20 protein-coding genes are annotated in these 18,723 nt (G+C 42.4%); 15 read left to right on the forward strand and 5 right to left on the reverse strand.

The window, feature by feature from the left end; translation table 11 throughout:
* Nucleotides 1–85: 85 nt before the first annotated feature.
* From noc to HM131_RS01270, 3 genes are all read left to right on the forward strand, one after another.
* The gene (noc, locus tag HM131_RS01260) at nt 86–946 is read left to right on the forward strand and encodes a nucleoid occlusion protein (protein WP_085027157.1); all 861 of its coding nucleotides are present in this window, start codon (nt 86–88) and stop codon (nt 944–946) included.
* Between the two features lie 260 nt (nt 947–1,206).
* Complete coding sequence (locus HM131_RS01265) at nt 1,207–2,061, forward strand: ParB/RepB/Spo0J family partition protein (protein ID WP_085027159.1); 855 nt, start codon at nt 1,207–1,209, stop codon at nt 2,059–2,061.
* An 87-nt stretch (nt 2,062–2,148) separates the two neighbouring features.
* Nucleotides 2,149–2,853: a DUF554 domain-containing protein gene (locus HM131_RS01270; RefSeq protein ID WP_085027161.1), complete on the forward strand. Its 705-nt coding sequence runs from the start codon at nt 2,149–2,151 to the stop codon at nt 2,851–2,853.
* Nucleotides 2,854–3,101: 248 nt separating this feature from the next.
* On the opposite strand, the gene yyaC is transcribed toward HM131_RS01270, so the two are convergent.
* Nucleotides 3,102–3,728: a spore protease YyaC gene (yyaC, locus tag HM131_RS01275; protein WP_085027163.1), complete on the reverse strand. Its 627-nt coding sequence runs from the start codon at nt 3,726–3,728 to the stop codon at nt 3,102–3,104.
* 95 nt (nt 3,729–3,823) lie between these two features.
* Between yyaC and HM131_RS01280 the strand changes: the two genes are divergently transcribed.
* The 7 genes from HM131_RS01280 to rpsR all read left to right on the forward strand — a co-directional run bounded on the left by HM131_RS01280 (nt 3,824) and on the right by rpsR (nt 8,548).
* Nucleotides 3,824–4,843: a YkvI family membrane protein gene (locus HM131_RS01280; RefSeq protein ID WP_085027165.1), complete on the forward strand. Its 1,020-nt coding sequence runs from the start codon at nt 3,824–3,826 to the stop codon at nt 4,841–4,843.
* Between the two features lie 122 nt (nt 4,844–4,965).
* On the forward strand, nt 4,966–5,823 hold the full coding sequence (locus HM131_RS01285) for a mechanosensitive ion channel family protein (protein WP_232324914.1): 858 nt from the start codon (nt 4,966–4,968) through the stop codon (nt 5,821–5,823).
* Between the two features lie 17 nt (nt 5,824–5,840).
* The gene (locus HM131_RS01290; RefSeq protein ID WP_085027167.1) at nt 5,841–6,041 is read left to right on the forward strand and encodes a DUF951 domain-containing protein; all 201 of its coding nucleotides are present in this window, start codon (nt 5,841–5,843) and stop codon (nt 6,039–6,041) included.
* A gap of 226 nt (nt 6,042–6,267) precedes the next feature.
* Complete coding sequence (gene ychF, locus HM131_RS01295) at nt 6,268–7,365, forward strand: redox-regulated ATPase YchF (RefSeq protein ID WP_085027170.1); 1,098 nt, start codon at nt 6,268–6,270, stop codon at nt 7,363–7,365.
* Nucleotides 7,366–7,504: 139 nt separating this feature from the next.
* A complete protein-coding gene (rpsF, locus tag HM131_RS01300; protein WP_085027172.1) occupies nt 7,505–7,798 on the forward strand; it encodes a 30S ribosomal protein S6 in 294 nt (97 codons plus the stop codon).
* A 12-nt stretch (nt 7,799–7,810) separates the two neighbouring features.
* Nucleotides 7,811–8,299, forward strand: a complete 489-nt coding sequence (gene ssb / locus HM131_RS01305) for a single-stranded DNA-binding protein (RefSeq protein WP_085027173.1) — start codon at nt 7,811–7,813, stop codon at nt 8,297–8,299.
* A gap of 21 nt (nt 8,300–8,320) precedes the next feature.
* Nucleotides 8,321–8,548: a 30S ribosomal protein S18 gene (gene rpsR, locus HM131_RS01310; protein WP_085027175.1), complete on the forward strand. Its 228-nt coding sequence runs from the start codon at nt 8,321–8,323 to the stop codon at nt 8,546–8,548.
* A 74-nt stretch (nt 8,549–8,622) separates the two neighbouring features.
* Here the strand turns inward: rpsR and HM131_RS01315 are convergent, their stop codons facing one another.
* Nucleotides 8,623–9,060 (reverse strand): Rrf2 family transcriptional regulator, encoded by a 438-nt coding sequence (locus tag HM131_RS01315; protein ID WP_085027177.1) that lies wholly within the window; start codon nt 9,058–9,060, stop codon nt 8,623–8,625.
* Nucleotides 9,061–9,237: 177 nt separating this feature from the next.
* Here HM131_RS01315 and hmpA point away from each other — a divergent pair, with 177 nt between their 5' ends.
* The gene (gene hmpA / locus HM131_RS01320) at nt 9,238–10,458 is read left to right on the forward strand and encodes an NO-inducible flavohemoprotein (protein ID WP_085027180.1); all 1,221 of its coding nucleotides are present in this window, start codon (nt 9,238–9,240) and stop codon (nt 10,456–10,458) included.
* Between the two features lie 30 nt (nt 10,459–10,488).
* On the opposite strand, the gene HM131_RS01325 is transcribed toward hmpA, so the two are convergent.
* Nucleotides 10,489–11,124, reverse strand: coding sequence for a YczE/YyaS/YitT family protein (locus HM131_RS01325; protein WP_085027182.1), 636 nt, complete (start codon nt 11,122–11,124; stop codon nt 10,489–10,491).
* Nucleotides 11,125–11,270: 146 nt separating this feature from the next.
* Nucleotides 11,271–12,896, reverse strand: a complete 1,626-nt coding sequence (locus HM131_RS01330; protein WP_408607128.1) for a peptide ABC transporter substrate-binding protein — start codon at nt 12,894–12,896, stop codon at nt 11,271–11,273.
* 270 nt (nt 12,897–13,166) lie between these two features.
* On the opposite strand from HM131_RS01330, the gene HM131_RS01335 reads away from it, so the two are divergent.
* The 3 genes from HM131_RS01335 to HM131_RS01345 all read left to right on the forward strand — a co-directional run bounded on the left by HM131_RS01335 (nt 13,167) and on the right by HM131_RS01345 (nt 16,709).
* The gene (locus HM131_RS01335; protein ID WP_085027186.1) at nt 13,167–14,330 is read left to right on the forward strand and encodes a pyridoxal-phosphate-dependent aminotransferase family protein; all 1,164 of its coding nucleotides are present in this window, start codon (nt 13,167–13,169) and stop codon (nt 14,328–14,330) included.
* The gene (serA, locus tag HM131_RS01340) at nt 14,331–15,917 is read left to right on the forward strand and encodes a phosphoglycerate dehydrogenase (protein WP_085027188.1); all 1,587 of its coding nucleotides are present in this window, start codon (nt 14,331–14,333) and stop codon (nt 15,915–15,917) included. It abuts the gene before it with no gap.
* Between the two features lie 180 nt (nt 15,918–16,097).
* Nucleotides 16,098–16,709, forward strand: coding sequence for a histidine phosphatase family protein (locus HM131_RS01345; protein ID WP_085027190.1), 612 nt, complete (start codon nt 16,098–16,100; stop codon nt 16,707–16,709).
* 57 nt (nt 16,710–16,766) lie between these two features.
* Here HM131_RS01345 and HM131_RS01350 read toward each other — a convergent pair whose 3' ends face one another.
* On the reverse strand, nt 16,767–17,582 hold the full coding sequence (locus HM131_RS01350; protein ID WP_085027192.1) for a histidinol-phosphatase HisJ family protein: 816 nt from the start codon (nt 17,580–17,582) through the stop codon (nt 16,767–16,769).
* A gap of 172 nt (nt 17,583–17,754) precedes the next feature.
* On the opposite strand from HM131_RS01350, the gene HM131_RS01355 reads away from it, so the two are divergent.
* Nucleotides 17,755–18,702 carry a YybS family protein gene (locus tag HM131_RS01355; protein WP_085027193.1) on the forward strand — a complete coding sequence of 316 codons (948 nt, stop codon included), beginning with the start codon at nt 17,755–17,757 and terminating at the stop codon, nt 18,700–18,702.
* Nucleotides 18,703–18,723: the final 21 nt, after the last annotated feature.

An 18,723-nucleotide genomic window follows, 5' to 3' on the forward strand; every position in this document is an offset into this window, starting at 1 on the left:
CGGCGCTTTTTCAATTGCACAATTTTTAGTGTTGAAATAAATGGAAAGAAGCGTATGCTTGATCGTATAAAGGTGGTGTCTGATCGTGTTACATCCTTTTGGTCGTTTGTTCGGATTGGGGGACAAACCAGAATCGGAAAATCAAAGCAGCGAGGAAGATTATAATCCCGATGAAGTTGTACAAGTTCCTGTTGATCGAGTACAACCGAACCGATATCAACCCCGAGCGATATTTAACAACGAGAAGATCAGCGAACTCGCCCAGACGATACATACGCATGGGATGATTCAGCCGATTGTTCTCCGTCGGTTAAATGATGAAGAATACGAGTTGATTGCTGGTGAGCGCAGGTGGAGAGCTGTCCAGTCTCTTGGATGGGAAACGATACCTGCCATTATTAGAGATATGAACGATTCTCAGACCGCTTCCGTTGCTCTGATTGAAAATCTGCAGCGGGAAGAACTGACCGTTATCGAAGAAGCCCTTGCTTACGCTAAATTAATTGAACTCCATGACTTAACACAAGAAGCTCTCGCCCAACGTTTGGGCAAGAGCCAGTCTACGATCGCTAATAAGATCCGCTTATTAAAGCTCCCTGAATCCGTTCAACAAGCGGTGATGGATAAAAAGATCACGGAAAGGCATGCGAGAGCACTAATTGCTGTGAAGGATCCTGAATTACAGGAAAAAGTCTTAGATGAGATCATTGAAAAGCATTTGAATGTGAAGCAGACAGAAGAACGTATTGCGAAATTAAGTGATCCAAAACCGAAGAAAAAGAAACCTACTCTTAAAGGCGTTAATAAAGATATGCGTATTGCCATGAATACCATTCGTCAATCTTTAAATATGGTTACAGATACAGGCATTGATTTAGAGACTGATGAAGAAGACCATGATGAGTATTACCAGATCACCATCAAGATTCCTAAGAAAAGATCATAGTTTTTATTACCCATCTTGATCGCTTTGAAAGATGGGGCTTTTTTTAAGCAAATAAGAGGGAGTCCTTCTACTAGAGGGAAGGCTTCTTCTTTAATCTATAGAATAATCGTATACGATTAAGGGCCGGGTGTTTGAGAATGAATCTTCTAACAATCTCTCTCAAGCTATCACCCTTCCATTAAGTAAAGACGTAAATTTATGATTTGATTTCTTGATGAGCCGAGGTCTACTTTTACAATTAGCAAAGGAAGTGAGAACCCATGGATAGAGGGTTAAGTAAAGGTCTTGGTGATTATGCCCCGCAAGGAATGGAACCTGCAAATGAGGAACAAGTCCAAGAAGTAAATGTAAGCGAATGTCGCCCCAATCCATATCAGCCTAGACGGTATTTTGAAGAGGAATCTCTCACCGAGCTGAAACAGTCGATTGAACAGCATGGGATCCTTCAACCGCTTATCGTGAGAAAAAGCATTAAAGGATATGAGATTGTAGTCGGTGAGCGCAGGTTTCGTGCTGCAAAACTTGCCAATCTTGTGAAAGTCCCTGTCGTTGCTCGTGAGCTCACGGATGAACAAATGATGGAGCTTGCTCTACTAGAGAATCTTCAGCGGGATGATCTTACTCCGATCGAAGAAGCTAAAGCCTACCAAAATCTTATGAAAGAATTAGGTTTGACTCAGGAAGAACTGGCTAAACGATTAGGGAAAAGCCGATCTCATATCGCCAATTTCCTCCGTTTGTTAACTTTGCCCCAAGAGGTAATCCAAAAAATGAATGAAGGCATGTTGTCCATGGGACATGGGCGTGCGCTCTTGAGCCTGAAGAATCGAGATCATCTTAGGCAGGTTGTAGCTAAGATCGAAAAAGAAGGTCTCAATGTCCGTCAGGTAGAGAGGCTAATTTATGAATACAATCTGCAAAAGAATGAGAAGAAACCGAAAGAGCAGCACAAGGATATTTTTCTTAAGGAAAGAGAAGAAACTTTAAAAGAACGTTTAGGAACTAGTGTCTCCATTCATAAAGGAAAACGGAAAGGAAAAATTGAAATTGAATTTATGAATGATGAAGATCTTGAGCGGATTTTAGAATGGTTCGAAAAGGATTCTAAAACATGAACCTGGTAACTAAAACCAGGTTTTTTTCTTGAAAATTGATGGATAAAGCAACGTTTCACGTGAAACAAGAGTAATGGAGAGAATGCTATGGTACTAACCGGAACACTAGTGAATGGAGCATGTATATTTTTAGGCACGCTGCTTGGGTTATTTTTCACGAAAATTCCCGAGCGCTTTAAAGAAACGGTTATGAGCGGAGTCGGCTTGGCCGTTATCCTAATTGGGCTGCAAATGGCATTTCACACCGAAAACATCGTTGTCGTTCTGCTGAGTCTTCTTTTCGGTGCGATCTTTGGAGAGGCTATTCATCTGGAAGAAAAATTAGAGTATATCGGCCGCTGGATTGAACAACGATTTACCAAGCCAGAACAAGAATCGACGATTGCCCAGGGATTTATTACGGCTTCTTTGATATTCGTGATTGGTGCGTTAGCGGTTATAGGAGCTTTGGATAGCGGTCTGAGAAACGATCATGAAGTATTGATTACAAAAGCCATCATCGACGGATTTGTTGCGTTGGTCTTGACTTCAACGTTGGGGGTCGGTGTGATTTTCTCTGTTGTACCGGTGGTTATGTACGAAGGATCAATTGCTCTGCTCGCTACCCAAATCGACAGGTGGATTCCTCAGGATATTCTTGATTTGTTCATTGTCGAGATGACGGCAACAGGAGGTCTTCTTATTGTCGCCATTGGTTTGAATTTATTGAAGCTAACGCAGATCCGCGTAGCTAATCTGCTGCCCTCCCTCCTGCTTGTAGGGTTTGTCTTGTATTTCTCGCAATTATTTTAGAGTTCATCCAACAATAAAACCGTTATCTTGAAGGATCGAAACTGAGATAACGCGGTCCGTTCCTGTTGAAGAGGTTTGGTGTGGCAGGGAAACGACTTGCTTTCCTGAGGGAGAACTGGCAAGCCTTCTCAGTCGCTACGCTCCTTCTTTAATCTATTCTTCAGCATTTTTGGAGAAAGAGCTTCTAAAATAATTGCAAAAAGCTAAGTCATGCATCTAATTAAAGATGGGACTTAGCTTTTTTATGTTCACTTAATAAATTTTCTATCTTTATGAGCAACAGGAGTGAGCGTTTGGAAAGGTGTATGCTCCCTCCTCCACTCTTTCCTTTTCCCTTCCGTTAAATGAACCGCAGCAGCTACTTTGGCAGCCATTTGCATGACGAAATGCAGACGGGTATTCTGCAGCACGACATGCTCCATAAAACCACTGACATTGACCATTCCGCTAATATGCACATCCCCTACAGGCGGCAGATCTTTTTTCAAAGCCGATCCTGGTGATATCGATCCCTTCCCTAAAACGACAGATCCGACCGAAGCTGATTTTCCTAAACAGGCATCGATAGCTAAAATAAACGAATTTGTATGATTTCGATGAATATATTGAATACGATCCTTCAAATTTAAGGCATGCAGGGGCTCCTCAAGGGTCCCGTAGACGTGAAAAGTTTGCAGTTTCTGATCTTTAAGCATCGAACCGACTAGTGGACCAAAGGCATCCCCTGTCGATCTGTCTGTTCCAATGCAGGCAATCACCACGTTCTTGGAAGGTGGAAGCCATTCTGCCAGGTGGACACTTAACGCTTCACTCATGGCTGGATCTTCGGTGCTAACACGGCGTTCTTCTCTCGAAAACTTGTCCTTAAGATTCATAGCTTCTCCTCCAGACACATATTAGTAACAGTATATAAGGATGTTCATCATTCTATACGTAGGTGTAGCAAATACATAAAGGTGGAGGAACCGTCATGTTAAAAGCTGGAATGAAATGGATGTTTTTAATCGTAGGAACGATGATCGGCGCCGGCTACGCCTCCGGAAGAGAGCTATGGCAATTTTTTGGACAAGATAGTAGCTTGGCCATCTTATTGTTTGCCGTCATGTTTACACTGTGCTGCCTAACAATCATGACCATCAGCTTCAATAAACAAACCGGCCACTATTTACCTGTTTTGAAAGCCATTGTAGGCAAGCACTTAACTGGTATCTATGATTGGATGATTATCTTCTATTTATTTACGACAACTGTGGTTATGCTTGCAGGAAGTGGAGCTACTTGGCAGGCTTTTCACTTCTCCTACCGTTTTGGGGTTCTGGTCATCGTCATACCCCTCATCCTGCTTTTTATATGGGATGTAAAGGGGATTGTCATGGTAAACAGTTTTGTTTTGCCTTTATTGATTACAGGTCTTCTTTTCGTGCTCCTCTTATTTATCAGTGATCAGCAGCTGTCTTTATTTGGACATGTAAAGGAAATGAGTAATTGGATGGCTGCGTTTCCTTTCACGGCTCTTAACATCCTGCCGTTAATCGCAGTTCTTGGGGCTATTGGAAACCAGATGAAGAAAAAGGGTGAGATATGGATTGCGAGTATCGGAAGCGGGCTCGTATTAGGCGGAATTTCTTACTTATACAACAATAGCTTGATTCAAATATCTGAAGAAATCATCTTGTATGAGATTCCTCTTTTTGCCATCTTGAAACACTACCCATACGAAATGATGATTTTTATGTCGGCCATGCTTTGGATCGCTATCTTTACGACTGCCGCTTCAGGAACACTTGGATTAGTAACCAGATTCCGTGACTATGTAAAGCAGCCCCTTTGGATTTTGGCAATGGCGGTCATCGCGATCATGCTTCCTTTCACTTCTTTTGGGTTCTCAACCCTGATAAAATACCTATATCCTCTATACGGAATTTTAAATTTGTACGTTCTAACGTCCCTACTTCTATATCCTGTCATTTCTCGATTCAAAATTCGCTGAAAACCTGTTAAAATGAATCTCATATTCATTGTCGTACAGGAGGGACAGCGGTGTTAGGGACAAGCGATCCAGTGGGTGATGTGAAAAAAGCGGTAGAAGATACAAAGACACGATGGGAAGAGATCGTTGCTTATGTGACAGGTCCTGAGTTTTGGATTCCTGTAGGATTAGGAGCATTAAAGATTTTAATGATCCTGTTTATTTCGTTTTTGATTATTAAAATTGGCAGAAGAGTGATCGCTCAATTCTTTGCCAATAAAAGGCGTGGACCTTTCCAAATTACAAAACGCCGGGAAGCCACATTAAATAAGCTGATTTTAAATACGTTGTCTTATGTCGTATATTTCGTTGCGTTCATTATGATTCTTGAAACCTTCACCATTAATATTGGCGCATTGCTCGCGGGTGCAGGGGTTGCTGGACTTGCGATTGGCTTCGGTGCCCAAAACCTTGTTCGAGATGTCATTTCAGGATTTTTCATTATTTTCGAAGATCAATTTTCTGTCGGTGATTACATTCGGACTTCAGGAGTAGAGGGATTTGTGGAGGAGGTCGGGCTCCGTACGTGTAAAGTGAAAGCCTGGACCGGAGAGGTTCATATCCTTCCAAATGGAAACGTGACACAGGTTACCAACTATTCTGTCCATAATAGTATAGCGGTCGTGGATGTGAGCGTAGCTTATGAGGAAAACATTGAGAAGGCAGAACAGGCCATTCTGCAGCTGCTAGAAGAACTTCCAGACCGGTATGAAGAAATGATTGGTGTTCCTCAGCTTCTTGGTGTACAAAATCTAGGAGCCTCAGATGTGCTGATGAGAATCATTGCTGAAACGCATCCAATGGAACATTGGGCGATTGCTCGTGCCCTCAGAAAAGAAGTGAAGACTCGCCTTGATGCAGAAGGAATTGAAATTCCATTCCCGCGCATGGTTATGTATTCACGAGACGACCAGGCCGAACCATCCCAAGCTGCTGAATAAACAGGAGGTAAAGCAAAATGGCGGATAAAGAATATAATTTAAATGATATCGTTCAAATGAAAAAGCCTCACCCTTGCGGCGAAAACCGGTGGAAAATCATTCGGATGGGAGCCGATATCCGTATCAAGTGTGAAGGGTGCGGACACAGTGTTATGATTCCTCGAAAAAAATTCGAGACGAAAATGAAAAAACGCTTAGAACCGAGTGAACAAGGATAATAGTATGAGAGCCCACCTTTTGAGGGTGGGTTTTTTAGTGGGGAAATTCTTCTATCATAGGAAAGTGTTTGGGAATTTCTCATTTTCCTATGATAGAACCTTCGGAATCGTATCGAAATCGTTCTGATTTTGTTATTTTGCACAGGTTGTTATTTTCAGGTACAGTATCTATAATTGATATGACTAACATGCATGTATGTAAATCCTTAAGGAGTGAAAGTCTTATATGGCACTAACAGCAGGAATCGTAGGTCTGCCGAACGTTGGTAAATCTACGTTATTTAACGCAATTACACAAGCCGGTGCGTTATCGGCCAACTATCCGTTCGCCACAATTGATCCGAACGTTGGGATCGTGGAAGTTCCGGATAGCCGCCTTGAGAAGCTTACTGAGCTTGTGAACCCGAAGAAAACTGTCCCTACAGCGTTTGAGTTCACAGATATAGCAGGTATTGTAAAAGGAGCAAGTAAAGGAGAAGGACTAGGTAACCAGTTCCTTTCTCACATTCGCCAGGTCGATGCAATTTGTCATGTCGTCCGTGCGTTCGAAGATGAGAACATCACTCACGTTTCCGGACAAGTAGATCCGATTTCAGATATCGAAACGATTAACCTGGAGTTAATTCTTGCCGATCTTGAAACCGTATCGAAGCGTATGGATCGTGTAGCGAAGATGGCCCGTCAGAAAGATAAAGAAGCGGTAGCTGAATATACCGTGCTTGAAAAACTGAAAGAAGCACTCGAGAATGAAACACCAGCTCGTGCCGTTGAATTCAGTTCGGATCAGAAGAAAATTGTGAAAGGCCTTCATTTACTGACTTCTAAGCCCATCCTCTATGTGGCAAATGTGAGTGAAGACGAAATTGGCGAAGCGGATAATGACAAAGTGAAACAAATCCGTGAATTTGCCGCAAAGGAAAATGCGGAAGTCATCGTCATCTGTGCCAAGATCGAGTCTGAAATTGCTGAGCTGGATGGAGACGAAAAAGAGGAATTCCTTGAAGATCTCGGAATTGAAGAATCCGGTTTGGACCAGTTGATTAAAGCAACGTACAATTTGCTAGGTTTGGCAACGTATTTCACAGCAGGTGAACAAGAAGTCAAAGCATGGACATTCAAAGAGGGTATGACAGCCCCTCAGTGCGCTGGAATCATCCACACGGACTTCGAACGCGGCTTCATCAGAGCGGAAACGGTCTCTTATGAAGACCTCGTTGATGCAGGATCCATGGCTGTGGCCCGTGACCGTGGTCGCGTCCGTTTGGAAGGAAAAGAATATTTAGTTCGAGATGGCGACGTTATCCATTTCCGCTTTAATGTGTAAATCAGGAGATCCTTCCGTTAAAGTATTGTAAATCTTGGACAACTTTGTTATAATACTTCATTGTGAGTAATTAAGATTAAATTACTCCTTGCTCCTATAAAAGATAGGAGCCGTTAAGTCCATAAGGAGGTGAAAACGGATGAGTAGAAAATACGAAATCATGTATATCATCCGCCCAGATATCGAGGAGGAAGCTAAGACAGCGGTCATGGATCGCTTCAGCACAATCCTTTCTGACAATGGTGCGGAGATCGAAGAAGTTAAGGAAGTTGGCAAGCGTCGTCTTGCTTACGAAATTAATGACTACCGTGATGGGATCTATGTAACGATCGACTTCAACGGTACACGTGAAGCGATCAACGAATTCGACCGTCAAGCGAAGTTCACGGATGACATTATCCGCCACATCGCTGTACGCGAAGATGACAAATAAGGAGTGATTCTGATGTTGAATCGTGTCGTATTAGTCGGCAGATTAACGAAGGATCCTGATTTACGCTACACGCCAAACGGAGTAGCCGTAGCCAATTTCACAATTGCAGTGAACCGTCCGTTCTCCAACAAACAAGGAGAACAAGATGCGGATTTCATTAATTGTGTGGTTTGGAGACGCGCTGCAGAAAACTTAGCCAACTTTATGAGTAAAGGCAGTCAAGTTGGAGTGGACGGACGCTTACAGTCCCGCAGCTTCGACAATCAGGAAGGCAAGCGTGTATTTGTAACAGAAGTTGTTGCAGATAGCGTACAGTTCCTAGAATCCAAAGGTTCTTCCCAGGGTGGAGGAAATCGTGGAGGCTCAGGATTCCAACCGAATCAGAATCAACAACCATCAGGAAACAACTTCGGTTCTAACAATAACAACCAACGAAATGATGACCCATTCGCAGACAATGGGGAACCAATCGATATATCAGATGACGATTTACCATTCTAAAAAGGAAGGAGTGAATGCTACATGGCACGTCGTGGACGCGGAAAACGTAAAAAGGTGTGTTTCTTTACAGCTAATGGAATCACACACATCGACTTTAAAGATGTTGATTTGCTAAAACGTTTCGTTTCTGACCGTGGAAAAATTCTTCCTCGTCGAGTAACTGGAACTTCTGCAAAGTATCAGCGTAAATTGACGAAAGCGATCAAACGCGCTCGTCAAATGGCTCTACTTCCTTACTCTACTGAATAAGGATAGCGCGAAAAAAGCCGCTTAGTCTTATATTAGACTAAGCGGCTTTTTTATATTTTATTGATTTCACTTTTTTACTTTATTCCCATCAATTCTTGCAATTCTTCCTGGTTAGTCAGTAAATCTTCTAGAGTATATTGATCTACTACTTCCAGAAAGGCCATGAGCGCATCATTTAAAACGTGCTTCAACTTACAGGCAGGAGTGATTACGCAATAGTTCGTCTTCCGGTCGAAACATTCCAATAAGTGAAAATCATCCTCCATCGCCCGAACCACTTGACCTACATTGATCTCTGCCGCAGGCTTTGCAAGTCTGATCCCCCCAGAACGTCCTCTAATGGTATCAATCAACCCTAATTTATTTAATTCGTGAATGATCTTTCCCAGGTGGTTCTCAGATATATTGAATACTTCGGAAATCTCTTTTTTATTGGCCAGCGTTCCTTGTTTTTTTGAAGCTGTAAAAATCAACACCCTCAAAGCATAGTCTGTATATTTCTTTAAACGCATTGGTTAAACCCTCTTTTTAAAATGTTTTTATTAATTTTATCACAAGTACCAAAGGTTGTCTTAGCAAGTGCCTTTTCTATAATCTTAACAAAGTTGTCATAAAAGATGCATTTAAAATGTATCTTTTATCGTTATAATAAAGATATATAAGAAATGCATCTTTTAGGAGGGTTTATTATGACTTCAAAAGTGGGATTAGACCAAAGAACGGTGGACATTATTAAATCGACGGTGCCTGTATTAGCGGAGCACGGAGAAGCGATTACTAAACATTTTTATCAGAAAATGTTCAAAGATCACCCAGAATTAAAAAATATCTTTAATCAAACTCACCAGAAAGTAGGCGATCAACCTCGTGCATTAGCTGATACAGTGTACGCTGCTGCTCAGCACATCGATCAATTGGAAAAGATTTTACCTCGAGTAAAAGAAATTGCTCACAAACACCGTAGTTTGAATGTAAAACCTGAGCACTATCCAATTGTCGGGGAATATTTACTTATTGCGATTAAGGATGTACTTGGAGAAAATGCGACAGACGAGATTATCGAAGCGTGGGGAGAAGCCTACGGACTTATTGCTGATGTGTTTATTCAAGTTGAAGATGGAATGTATAAAGAAACGGCAAGGCAGGAAGGCGGATGGACGGGTTTCCGCAATTTCAGTGTCATTAAAAAAGTAAGAGAAAGTGACGTCATCACATCCTTTTATTTGAAGCCTGCGGACGGCGAAGCTGTTCCTTCGTATCTGCCTGGCCAGTACTTGACTATTAAGGCGGAAATAGAAGGAGACCAATATGATCATCTTAGACAATACAGTTTATCAGACGCCCCAGGAAAAGATTATTACCGGATCAGCGTCAAACGAGAAGATGGTCTAGAGGAAAAACCGGCAGGAGTCGTATCAACCTGGCTGCATCAAGAAGTAGAAGAAGGAGATGTGCTGCCAGTCAGTGCTCCAGCAGGAGATTTTCATTTGGATCTCTCTACAAAAAGACCACTAGTATTGATTAGTGGAGGTGTAGGCTTCACACCTTTATTGAGTATGCTGAATACGGTGAAGGAAAATTATCCGGAAAGAGACATCTATTTCATTCATGCGGCACGTAACGGATCCGTTCATGCGCTTAAAGAGGAAATGGTCCTTGGAGGGCATGGAAAGACGATGTTTATCTATGAAAATCCGAACGCCACGGATCTCCAGGAGAAAGCTTATGATAAAGGTGGATATATTGACCTTGAATGGCTGAAGAGAAGTGTTCCACATGAATCTGAGTTCTATTTCTGTGGTCCTAAAGGATTCATGAAAGCAATCTATCAATCATTACGTCAGTGGGAAGTTCCAGAGTCACAGATTCATTTCGAATTCTTTGGACCAAAAGGAAGTTTAGAAGCATAAAGAAAAAGTCGTGGCGCTGCCACGACTTTTTTATTGCTTTTGATACGTTGGGGTTGTTTCTGATAACCATCCGTCCAAACGATTGGTATACCCCATGAAAAAATGAATGACAAATCCGCTCAAGACAGCGATGATCAAAGTACCAATTCCTATCGCTCCTCCGAAGAAGGCGGCGAGAATAACGAGAACGATACTGATGATGGCTCTTGAAAAAGAAACGTTCAATCCGGTTAAATTTCTTAGAACAAGCATCATGCGGTCAAAAGGGTTAGGAGCAAAGTCAGCCTGCAAATTGACAGCAATGCCCAAACCAGAAATGACTAATCCGACTAATAAGCATACGTATTGAGGGATGATGGACTCCGGTTCAATCCACCCCCTGAATATGTGAACCCAAAAATCGATGCCTGCCCCTGTTAATAGTGAAGTGAACAAAGCAATTAATTCAGGACGCCGTTTTTCGGCAATGGAATTAAATATGATCATTGAGAAACCAACGACGATTTCCCAGCTTCCAATCGTTAAGCCATACGTTCGATATAAGCCTACGAGGAGTGCGTCAAAAGGAGAAGTACCTAACTTTGACTGAATTGTCAAAGCAATGCCCAGAGTCAAAATGACGATGCCTGCGGTGTAATAAATGCTTCTGAGGTAGATACGCTTCAATCGTCACACTCCTTTCCAAAAACTCTCAATGTCAGATTACTATATCGCGGATGAAGAGAAGTTTCAAGAAAGAACAATCGAGGATATCAACCAGCTCGATCGAACACAAAAAAGGAGACTCTTAGAAAAGAGTCTCCTTAGTTTTTTTATTCTTCTACATAAGCCCATTTGAATTCAAATTCTGGCCCTGTTGCTGTTGTAAATACTCCTTTAATTGAAGGACGGAATAGTTGAGCTTTCGCATCCTGATAGATTGGAGCTACGGCAGCATCTTCTTCAAGTAGAAGTTGTTCTGCTTCTAAGAACGTTTCATAACGTTTCTCTGGATCCTGCGCATACTCCCCATTCGCTTTTTCAATAAGAGCATCATATTCTGGGTTTGAATAGTTCATGTTATTGTTCTGTCCATCAGTCAGGTACATGTTTAAGTACGTGTTCGGGTCTACATAGTCAGGACCCCATGTAGCAGCTTCCATTTCGAATTCAGACGCACTGTCACGACGTACACGCTCTTTAAATGGAACTTCCACAACTTCGATAGTCAAACCATCAAGTTTAGACTCAAGCTGATCTTTATAGTAAGCCATAACATTCTTCGAAGTACCTGTGTCATCACCCATAAGTTCGATGGTCACAGAGTCTGTGCCTAATGCCTCTAAAGCCTTGCTCCAATGTTCTTTTGCTTTTTCTTCATTAGATTCCACAAGAGGCCCCTGGGCTTCACGGAAATCTTTTTCACTGTTAGGCATAGAAACAAAGTTAGATGGTACATAACCTTCAGCAGGTACGGATCCATCATTTAGAATCACGTCAACAAGAGATTGGCGATCAATTGCATAGGAGATGGCTTTACGCGCATCCACATTGGCTAAAGCTTCGTTTGCTTCCTGGTTGAACTTGAAGAAATATAGATAAGGTTTTTCAGCGATATTGAAAGCTTCATTTGTCTTGTACTGATCAACGAATTCCGCATTCAATTCTGTCTGATCCAGTTCACCAGATTCATAAAGGTTTACCCCTGTAGATACTTCTTTGATAACTTTTGCGTTGATTTTTTCAAGTTGTACCGCTTCTGCATCCCAATAATCTTCGTTCTTCTCAACAGTCCACCCTTCACCGTGGTTCCATGAAGTCATTTTGAACGGACCGTTAGAAAGTGTGTATTCAGCTTCTGTTGCAAAGTTTTCCCCTTGTTCTTCAACATAGCTTTGGTTCAAAGGCATGAACGTTACGAAAACGGTCATGGACTTGAAGTATGGAACAGGTTTTTCAAGCTGTACTTCAAGAGTCTTATCGTCAACAGCTTTTACGCCTAATTCTTCTATATCTTTTTCGCCATTACTAATGGCTGATGCATTTTTAATGATTCCACCAAGGAAATAAGGACCGTATTCCGATCCTACATCAGGATCGACTGCCCTTCTCCAGGAATAGACGAAATCGTTCGCTGTGACAGGATCTCCGTTGGACCATTGTGCATCGCGCAGTTTAAATGTCCATGTCAATCCATCATCACTGACAGTGCCCTCTTTGGCCATTCCTTCTGTCAGATTGCTGTTCTCATCAAGTCTATAGAGTCCTTCAAGTGTTTCTCCAGCCCACTGGAAACCCACTGAGTCTGTAATTAAAGAAGGGTCCATACTTGGGATTTCACTTTTTGCTGTAACGGTGATCTCTTGTTTAGCGCTGGAATCTCCGCTACCTTCTCCACCGCTCTCTGATGATGTTCCGCTGTCTCCCCCACTACATGCGGATAAAACTAGGACCAGCATAAGTGTGAAGACAAACCATAAGCTCTTTCTCAATGTAATCCCCCCGAATTAATAATTTTCTAAAAATACCTACTTTTTGAATTATACAGATAACTTGTTCACATTTCAGTAACAATTTTAAAGAAAAAAAAGAAAAAAAGTCATATGCGTGAAAATTCATATTACATTGACAATGCAAGTTCTTTTGATAGGATTAAGGAATATCATTTCTTTCTTTTTCTACCGCGTAAAAGGATAAAAGAGAGCATATATATGAGGAGGTAATCTGAAATGAAACGTGAATGGGATCTATTGCATACGCCTGGGCCTACCCCAATCCCGCCTAGCGTCGAGCGTGCAATGAACCAGCCGATGATCGGTCATAGAGGTCAAAAGTGTAAGGAGCTTTTAAAAGATATTGCTCCCCGTTTAAAACCAGTATTTGGTACAAGTGGAGAAGTCCTTGTTTTAACAGGCAGCGGGACTTCAGCTTTAGAAGCAGCTGTCGTGAATACGACACAGCCTGGAGATGAAGTCATTGTTGTTGTCGCTGGAGCCTTTGGAGACCGCTTTGCTCAAATTTGTGAGACGTACGAATTGAATGTGCACCGCATTGATGTCGAATGGGGGAAAGCGGTGACTGTCGAACAAGTAGAGTCGGTGCTTCAATCAGCCGAAGAACCAAAAGCTGTATTCTTAACTCATTGTGAAACATCCACTGGCGTTATGCATCCGGTAGAAAAAGTTGCAGAACGTGTCAAACAGCTCAGTGATTCTCTTGTGATCGTTGATGGAGTCTCTTCGATCGGAGGAGCAAAAATCGATATGGATCGTTCTGGAATCGATCTCGTAGTCTCCGGCTCGCAAAAAGCGATGATGCTTCCGCCAGGTCTTGCTTTTGTTGCTGTTGGAGATCAAGCTTGGGAAGCGATCAACCAGAACGAGCGTCCACGTTTCTATTTAGATCTTAAAACTTACAACAAACGCTTAAGTGAAGGGCAGACCCCTTTCACACCGGCTTTATCCCTTCTCTTTGGTTTGGATGAAGTGTTACGTCTAATGGAAGAAGAAGGCCTGGAACAAGTGTTTGAACGTCATCAAACGATGAAGGCAATGACTCGTGCAGCAGCAGAAGCTATGAATCTTCCTCTATTAGTCTCTGAAGAAGATGCTTCTTCCACTGTTACTTCTATTAAACCGACAACTTTTGATGCAGAGGAACTTCGTAAAACAGCGAACGAAGAATTCGGACTCATTTTAGCAGGCGGGCAAAAACATATGAAAGGTGAAATATTCAGGATTGGTCATATGGGATATTCTCGTCCTGCGGATGTTTTACGTTACATTAGTATTTTAGAAGTCATTCTCAAGCGTTTAGGCCATCCTTTTGAAAGTGGAAAAGGAAGTGCCGCTGTACAAGAAGCGTATTTGAACGGAATAAAGGAGTTGAAATAAATGTTTCGTGTACTGATTAGCGATCCGTTAAGTGAAGATGGCATTCGTCCCCTTTTAGATGCAGAAGATGTAGAAGCGGTTATGGATCCATCCCTTTCCCATGAAGAATTATTAGAAGCAGTTAGTAAGTCTCATGCACTGATTGTTAGGAGTCAGACTCAGGTAACGAGAGAAGTCATCGAGCATGCTCCTGAATTGAAGGTTATCGGTCGTGCCGGTGTTGGTGTCGATAACATCGACTTAGATGCTGCAACAGAGAACGGAGTTGTGGTGGTTAACGCTCCGGATGGTAATACAATCTCTACAGCAGAGCATACGATGGCCATGCTTATGTCACTTGCGAGAAATATTCCACAAGCCTACCATCAGCTGAAGCAGAAAAAATGGGAACGTAAAAAGTTTGTAGGTGTTGAGCTGAAAGATAAAACGATCGGTATCGTAGGCTTTGGACGGATTGGTATGGAAGTAGCCCAGCGTGCAAAAGGCCACCGCATGAAAGTCATCGCTTACGATCCATTCTTGAACAAAGAGAAAGCAGATAAGGCGGGTGTGAATCATGGTACTCTTCAAGAAGTTCTACAACAGGCAGACTTCTTAACGGTACACACGCCTTTAATAGAAGCAACAAAACATTTAATCGATAAAGAAGCGATTCAACTGATGAAGCCTGGCGCAAGAATTCTAAACTGTGCGCGTGGCGGTATCATTGAAGAGGATGCGCTTTACGATGCGATTAAGAGCGGGAAGATTGCAGGGGCTGCACTTGATGTGTTTGAAGAAGAGCCAGCGATTGATCACCCATTATTGGACTTGGAAGAAGTGATTGCAACGCCGCACTTAGGAGCGAGTACGGTCGAAGCACAGGAAAACGTGGCGACAGATGTCAGCTTTGATGTGATGGAATTGCTGCGTGGAGGCTCTGTGAAGAACCCTGTGAACATGCCTTCTGTCTCTTCTGAAATGATGGATAAACTGTTCCCATATTTCCAGCTTTCCGAACGATTGGGAGCTTTCTTATCAAGAGTCGTAAACGGAACGTTAGAGCGTGTTAGTGTTTATTATTCTGGTGAACTATTAGATGTAGATACAATGCCGCTTACGAGAATCGCTGTAAAAGGAATTCTTCAGCGTCATATCGGAAACAGAGTCAATGATGTTAATGCCTTTAAGACTGCATCCGATAAAGGGATTGTCATCAATGAACAGAAATCAACTTCCACAAAAGGCTTTACGAACTTGGTCACCGTTGAGATTGAGACCGATCAAGAAAAACGCAGTATAGCAGGAACGCTGCTTAACGGTCTTGGAGCCCGTATCGTCCAGCTCGATCAATATTCAATTGACGTCGTTCCAGAAGGTCATTTGGTTGTGATCCATCATACCGACCAGCCTGGAGCTATCGGACATGTAGGTAGCTTGCTTGCCACTCATCATGTGAATATCGCCACGATGCAGGTTGGTCGTACGAATGTCGGTGGAGAAGCGGTTATGGTGCTTACAGTAGACAAAGAAGTCGAAGGAGACTGTCACGAACAGTTAACGGAGATTGACGATATTAAACAAGTTCAGTGCTTAACTTTATCCTAATCATTAAACAGGCAAGCGAGTGAAGGCTTGCCTGTTTTTTTTATATGGGGTCCTTCATTAAGGGGTATAAATAGGCTGAGAGTACTCAGGTATAGCTTGCTTGGATAAATGGTAAAACCTTTGAAACTTCTCATTTAGCCGTTACGTAATGAAGATGGTGAAAACGGGGAGGAATCTTAAATGACGACCATCTATGTGACAAGACACGGACAAACCAAATGGAATTTAGAAGGACGCATGCAGGGAAGACAGGACTCCCCTCTCACTCCTTTAGGGGAGAAACAAGCCAGGTGGCTCGGAGCCAGGCTAAAAGAAGTAACGTTATCTTCGATCCATACGAGCTCAAGCGGGCGAACGAAACAAACGGCCGAGCAGATTCGTGGCGAACGTGAACTTCCTATTATAGAAAACCACAGTTGGAAGGAAATTGACCTCGGTCCTTGGGAAGGCAGGCTTAAGAATGAGGTCGAGAAAGAAGACCCTGACCGGTTCCATCACTTTTGGAATAAGCCTGCCTCCTACCTTCCGGATGATGGAGAAACATATCAGGATGTCATTCAAAGAGCAGGCAATGAACTTGAGAAATTAGCCCTCTCTCAAGAAGGTAAGTCCATCCTTTTGGTCACTCATGCTGTTGTTTTAAAAGCATTGCTTGCTTATGTATCAGAAAAATCACTTGAAGACTTCTGGTCAGGAGCGTACATGCATTCCACGTCTCTTACCATTTTGGAAAAAGAGAACGGCCGTTGGAAGGTGAAACTCGAAGGCGATACGACCCACTATCCCTCATGATTTTCCAGTCAAAAAGAGCCATCCGCAGGCGATATGCGGATGGCTCTTTTAACTTTCTTATCCGATTGGATGCTTCGTTGCTTTTCGGTCTTTAAATACGTGAACTTCCTCGTATCCGACGGATTTAGCTAAGTCGATCGCTTCCTCATATCGGTGGCCGATATGGTCAGGTTTATGGGCATCCGAACAGAGAACGATTCCAACACCTTCATTTTTACAAATTTGCAAGAGTTCTGGATCTGGATAAAGTTTCCCGACTGGCTTACGTAAACCAGCTGTACTGATTTCAATACAAGTATCAGTCGATGCCAGGGCTTTGGCTGCTCTTCTGTATTGATCTCTTAGAAATTCTCGATCATCTGGTTCATAACCGAAGACTTTTATAACATCGATATGCCCGACAAAATCAAATAAACCGGATTCGGCGAGAGTGACGACTCTGTCGAAATATTGACGGTACACTTCATGGAGGTCGCGTTTCTCGTATTCATCACGGTAAATGGCAAGGTCTATGCCCCAGTCATCAATCCAATGGACAGATCCGATTACGTAATCGAAAGGACGGGACGAGATGAATTTTTCCATTTCTTTCTCTTTTCCTGGCATATAGTCCATTTCAATTCCCATTTTTATCGGCAGTCCTTGTTTTTCAGCCTCGTCAAACATGTCTTGATAGGTTTTGAAATCGAGTGTACGTCGATTGTTGACCCAGGGGTTGGAAAGGATATCGCTCGTTTCATGGAAGAAATAAGCATGTTCTGAAATACCCAGCTCTTCGATGCCCTCTTCTCTCGCTTTTTCTATGTAAGTCTTTAAATACTCTACATCCAAATTCCCAGTCTCAGCCATGTGTACATGATAATCAGTCCTCATGAATACCCTCCTTGAGTGGTGTAAGATTTCATTCATCATATCAGACATCCCGAAATCGACCAAGCAGGAAATTGAAATCAATTCCATAATTCTATGGAAGAAGAAACCGGGATAAATATGTTAAAATAGTTAAGTTAGGAAACGCCCGAATGAAATAGAGGTGTAGTTGGAAATGAATAACACGAAGAGAATTACGGAAGGGGCTTTAATGACAGGCATTTATCTGCTATTGTTATTGGTAATTATTTTCCTGCCAGGGATCATAGGATCGATTCTATTATTTACCCTGCCTGTTCCGTTCGTATTTTATAGTTACCGGCATGGATGGAAAGCCGGACTGCTGATGTTTGTCGCATCAATTATATTTACAACCCTGTTTGCGACAGTCGTCTCTCTCCCTGTCACCCTTCTTGCTGGAGTTGGCGGTCTCTTTCTCGGTGGGGCCATGCATAAGGAGCGCTCCCCATACGAAACATGGGCGATCGGTTCCGTCGGCTTTATTATTGGAATAGTAGGTATTTACTTAGTGACACAGCTGTTTTTCGGCATCAATTGGATGGATCAAATCCGAGAGAGTCTGAATCAAGCGTTCACGATGACAGAAAACATGTTTGGCGGAATGTTACAAGGTGAAGACTCGGAACAACAACTGGAATTGATCAGGGAACAAATTAATAGGCTGCCTGATATCGTCCCAAGTATCTTGGCTATTACAGGAATCAGCTTTGCTATTGTCAGTCAATGGCTGACGTACAAACTGATTAATCGGATTGAGAATAAAAAATTTAAGTTTGCGACTTTCCGTAATTTCCGTTTGCCAACGTCCGTTTTGTGGTATTACTTTGTGGCTATGATTGTGCATTATGTGACAATAGAAGGAAATGGAATATTTTATTTAGCAGCGATTAACGTTTTTACACTGACAGGGATCCTTATTGCTTTGCAGGGATTTTCATTCATATTCTTTTATGCCCATATGAAAAAATGGTCCAAAGCTATACCGGCTGTTGCGATTGTTCTTTCCTTGCTTCTTCCGCAAATCCTGCTGTACCTTGTACGAATCTTGGGTATAATTGATATAGGATTTCCGTTACGGAAGCGTGTGGAAGAGAAGAAATAACTATAGCTCGTATAAGATGGT

Source organism: Halobacillus mangrovi, assembly GCF_002097535.1.
Taxonomy (GTDB): Bacteria; Bacillota; Bacilli; order Bacillales; family Halobacillaceae; genus Halobacillus; species Halobacillus mangrovi_A.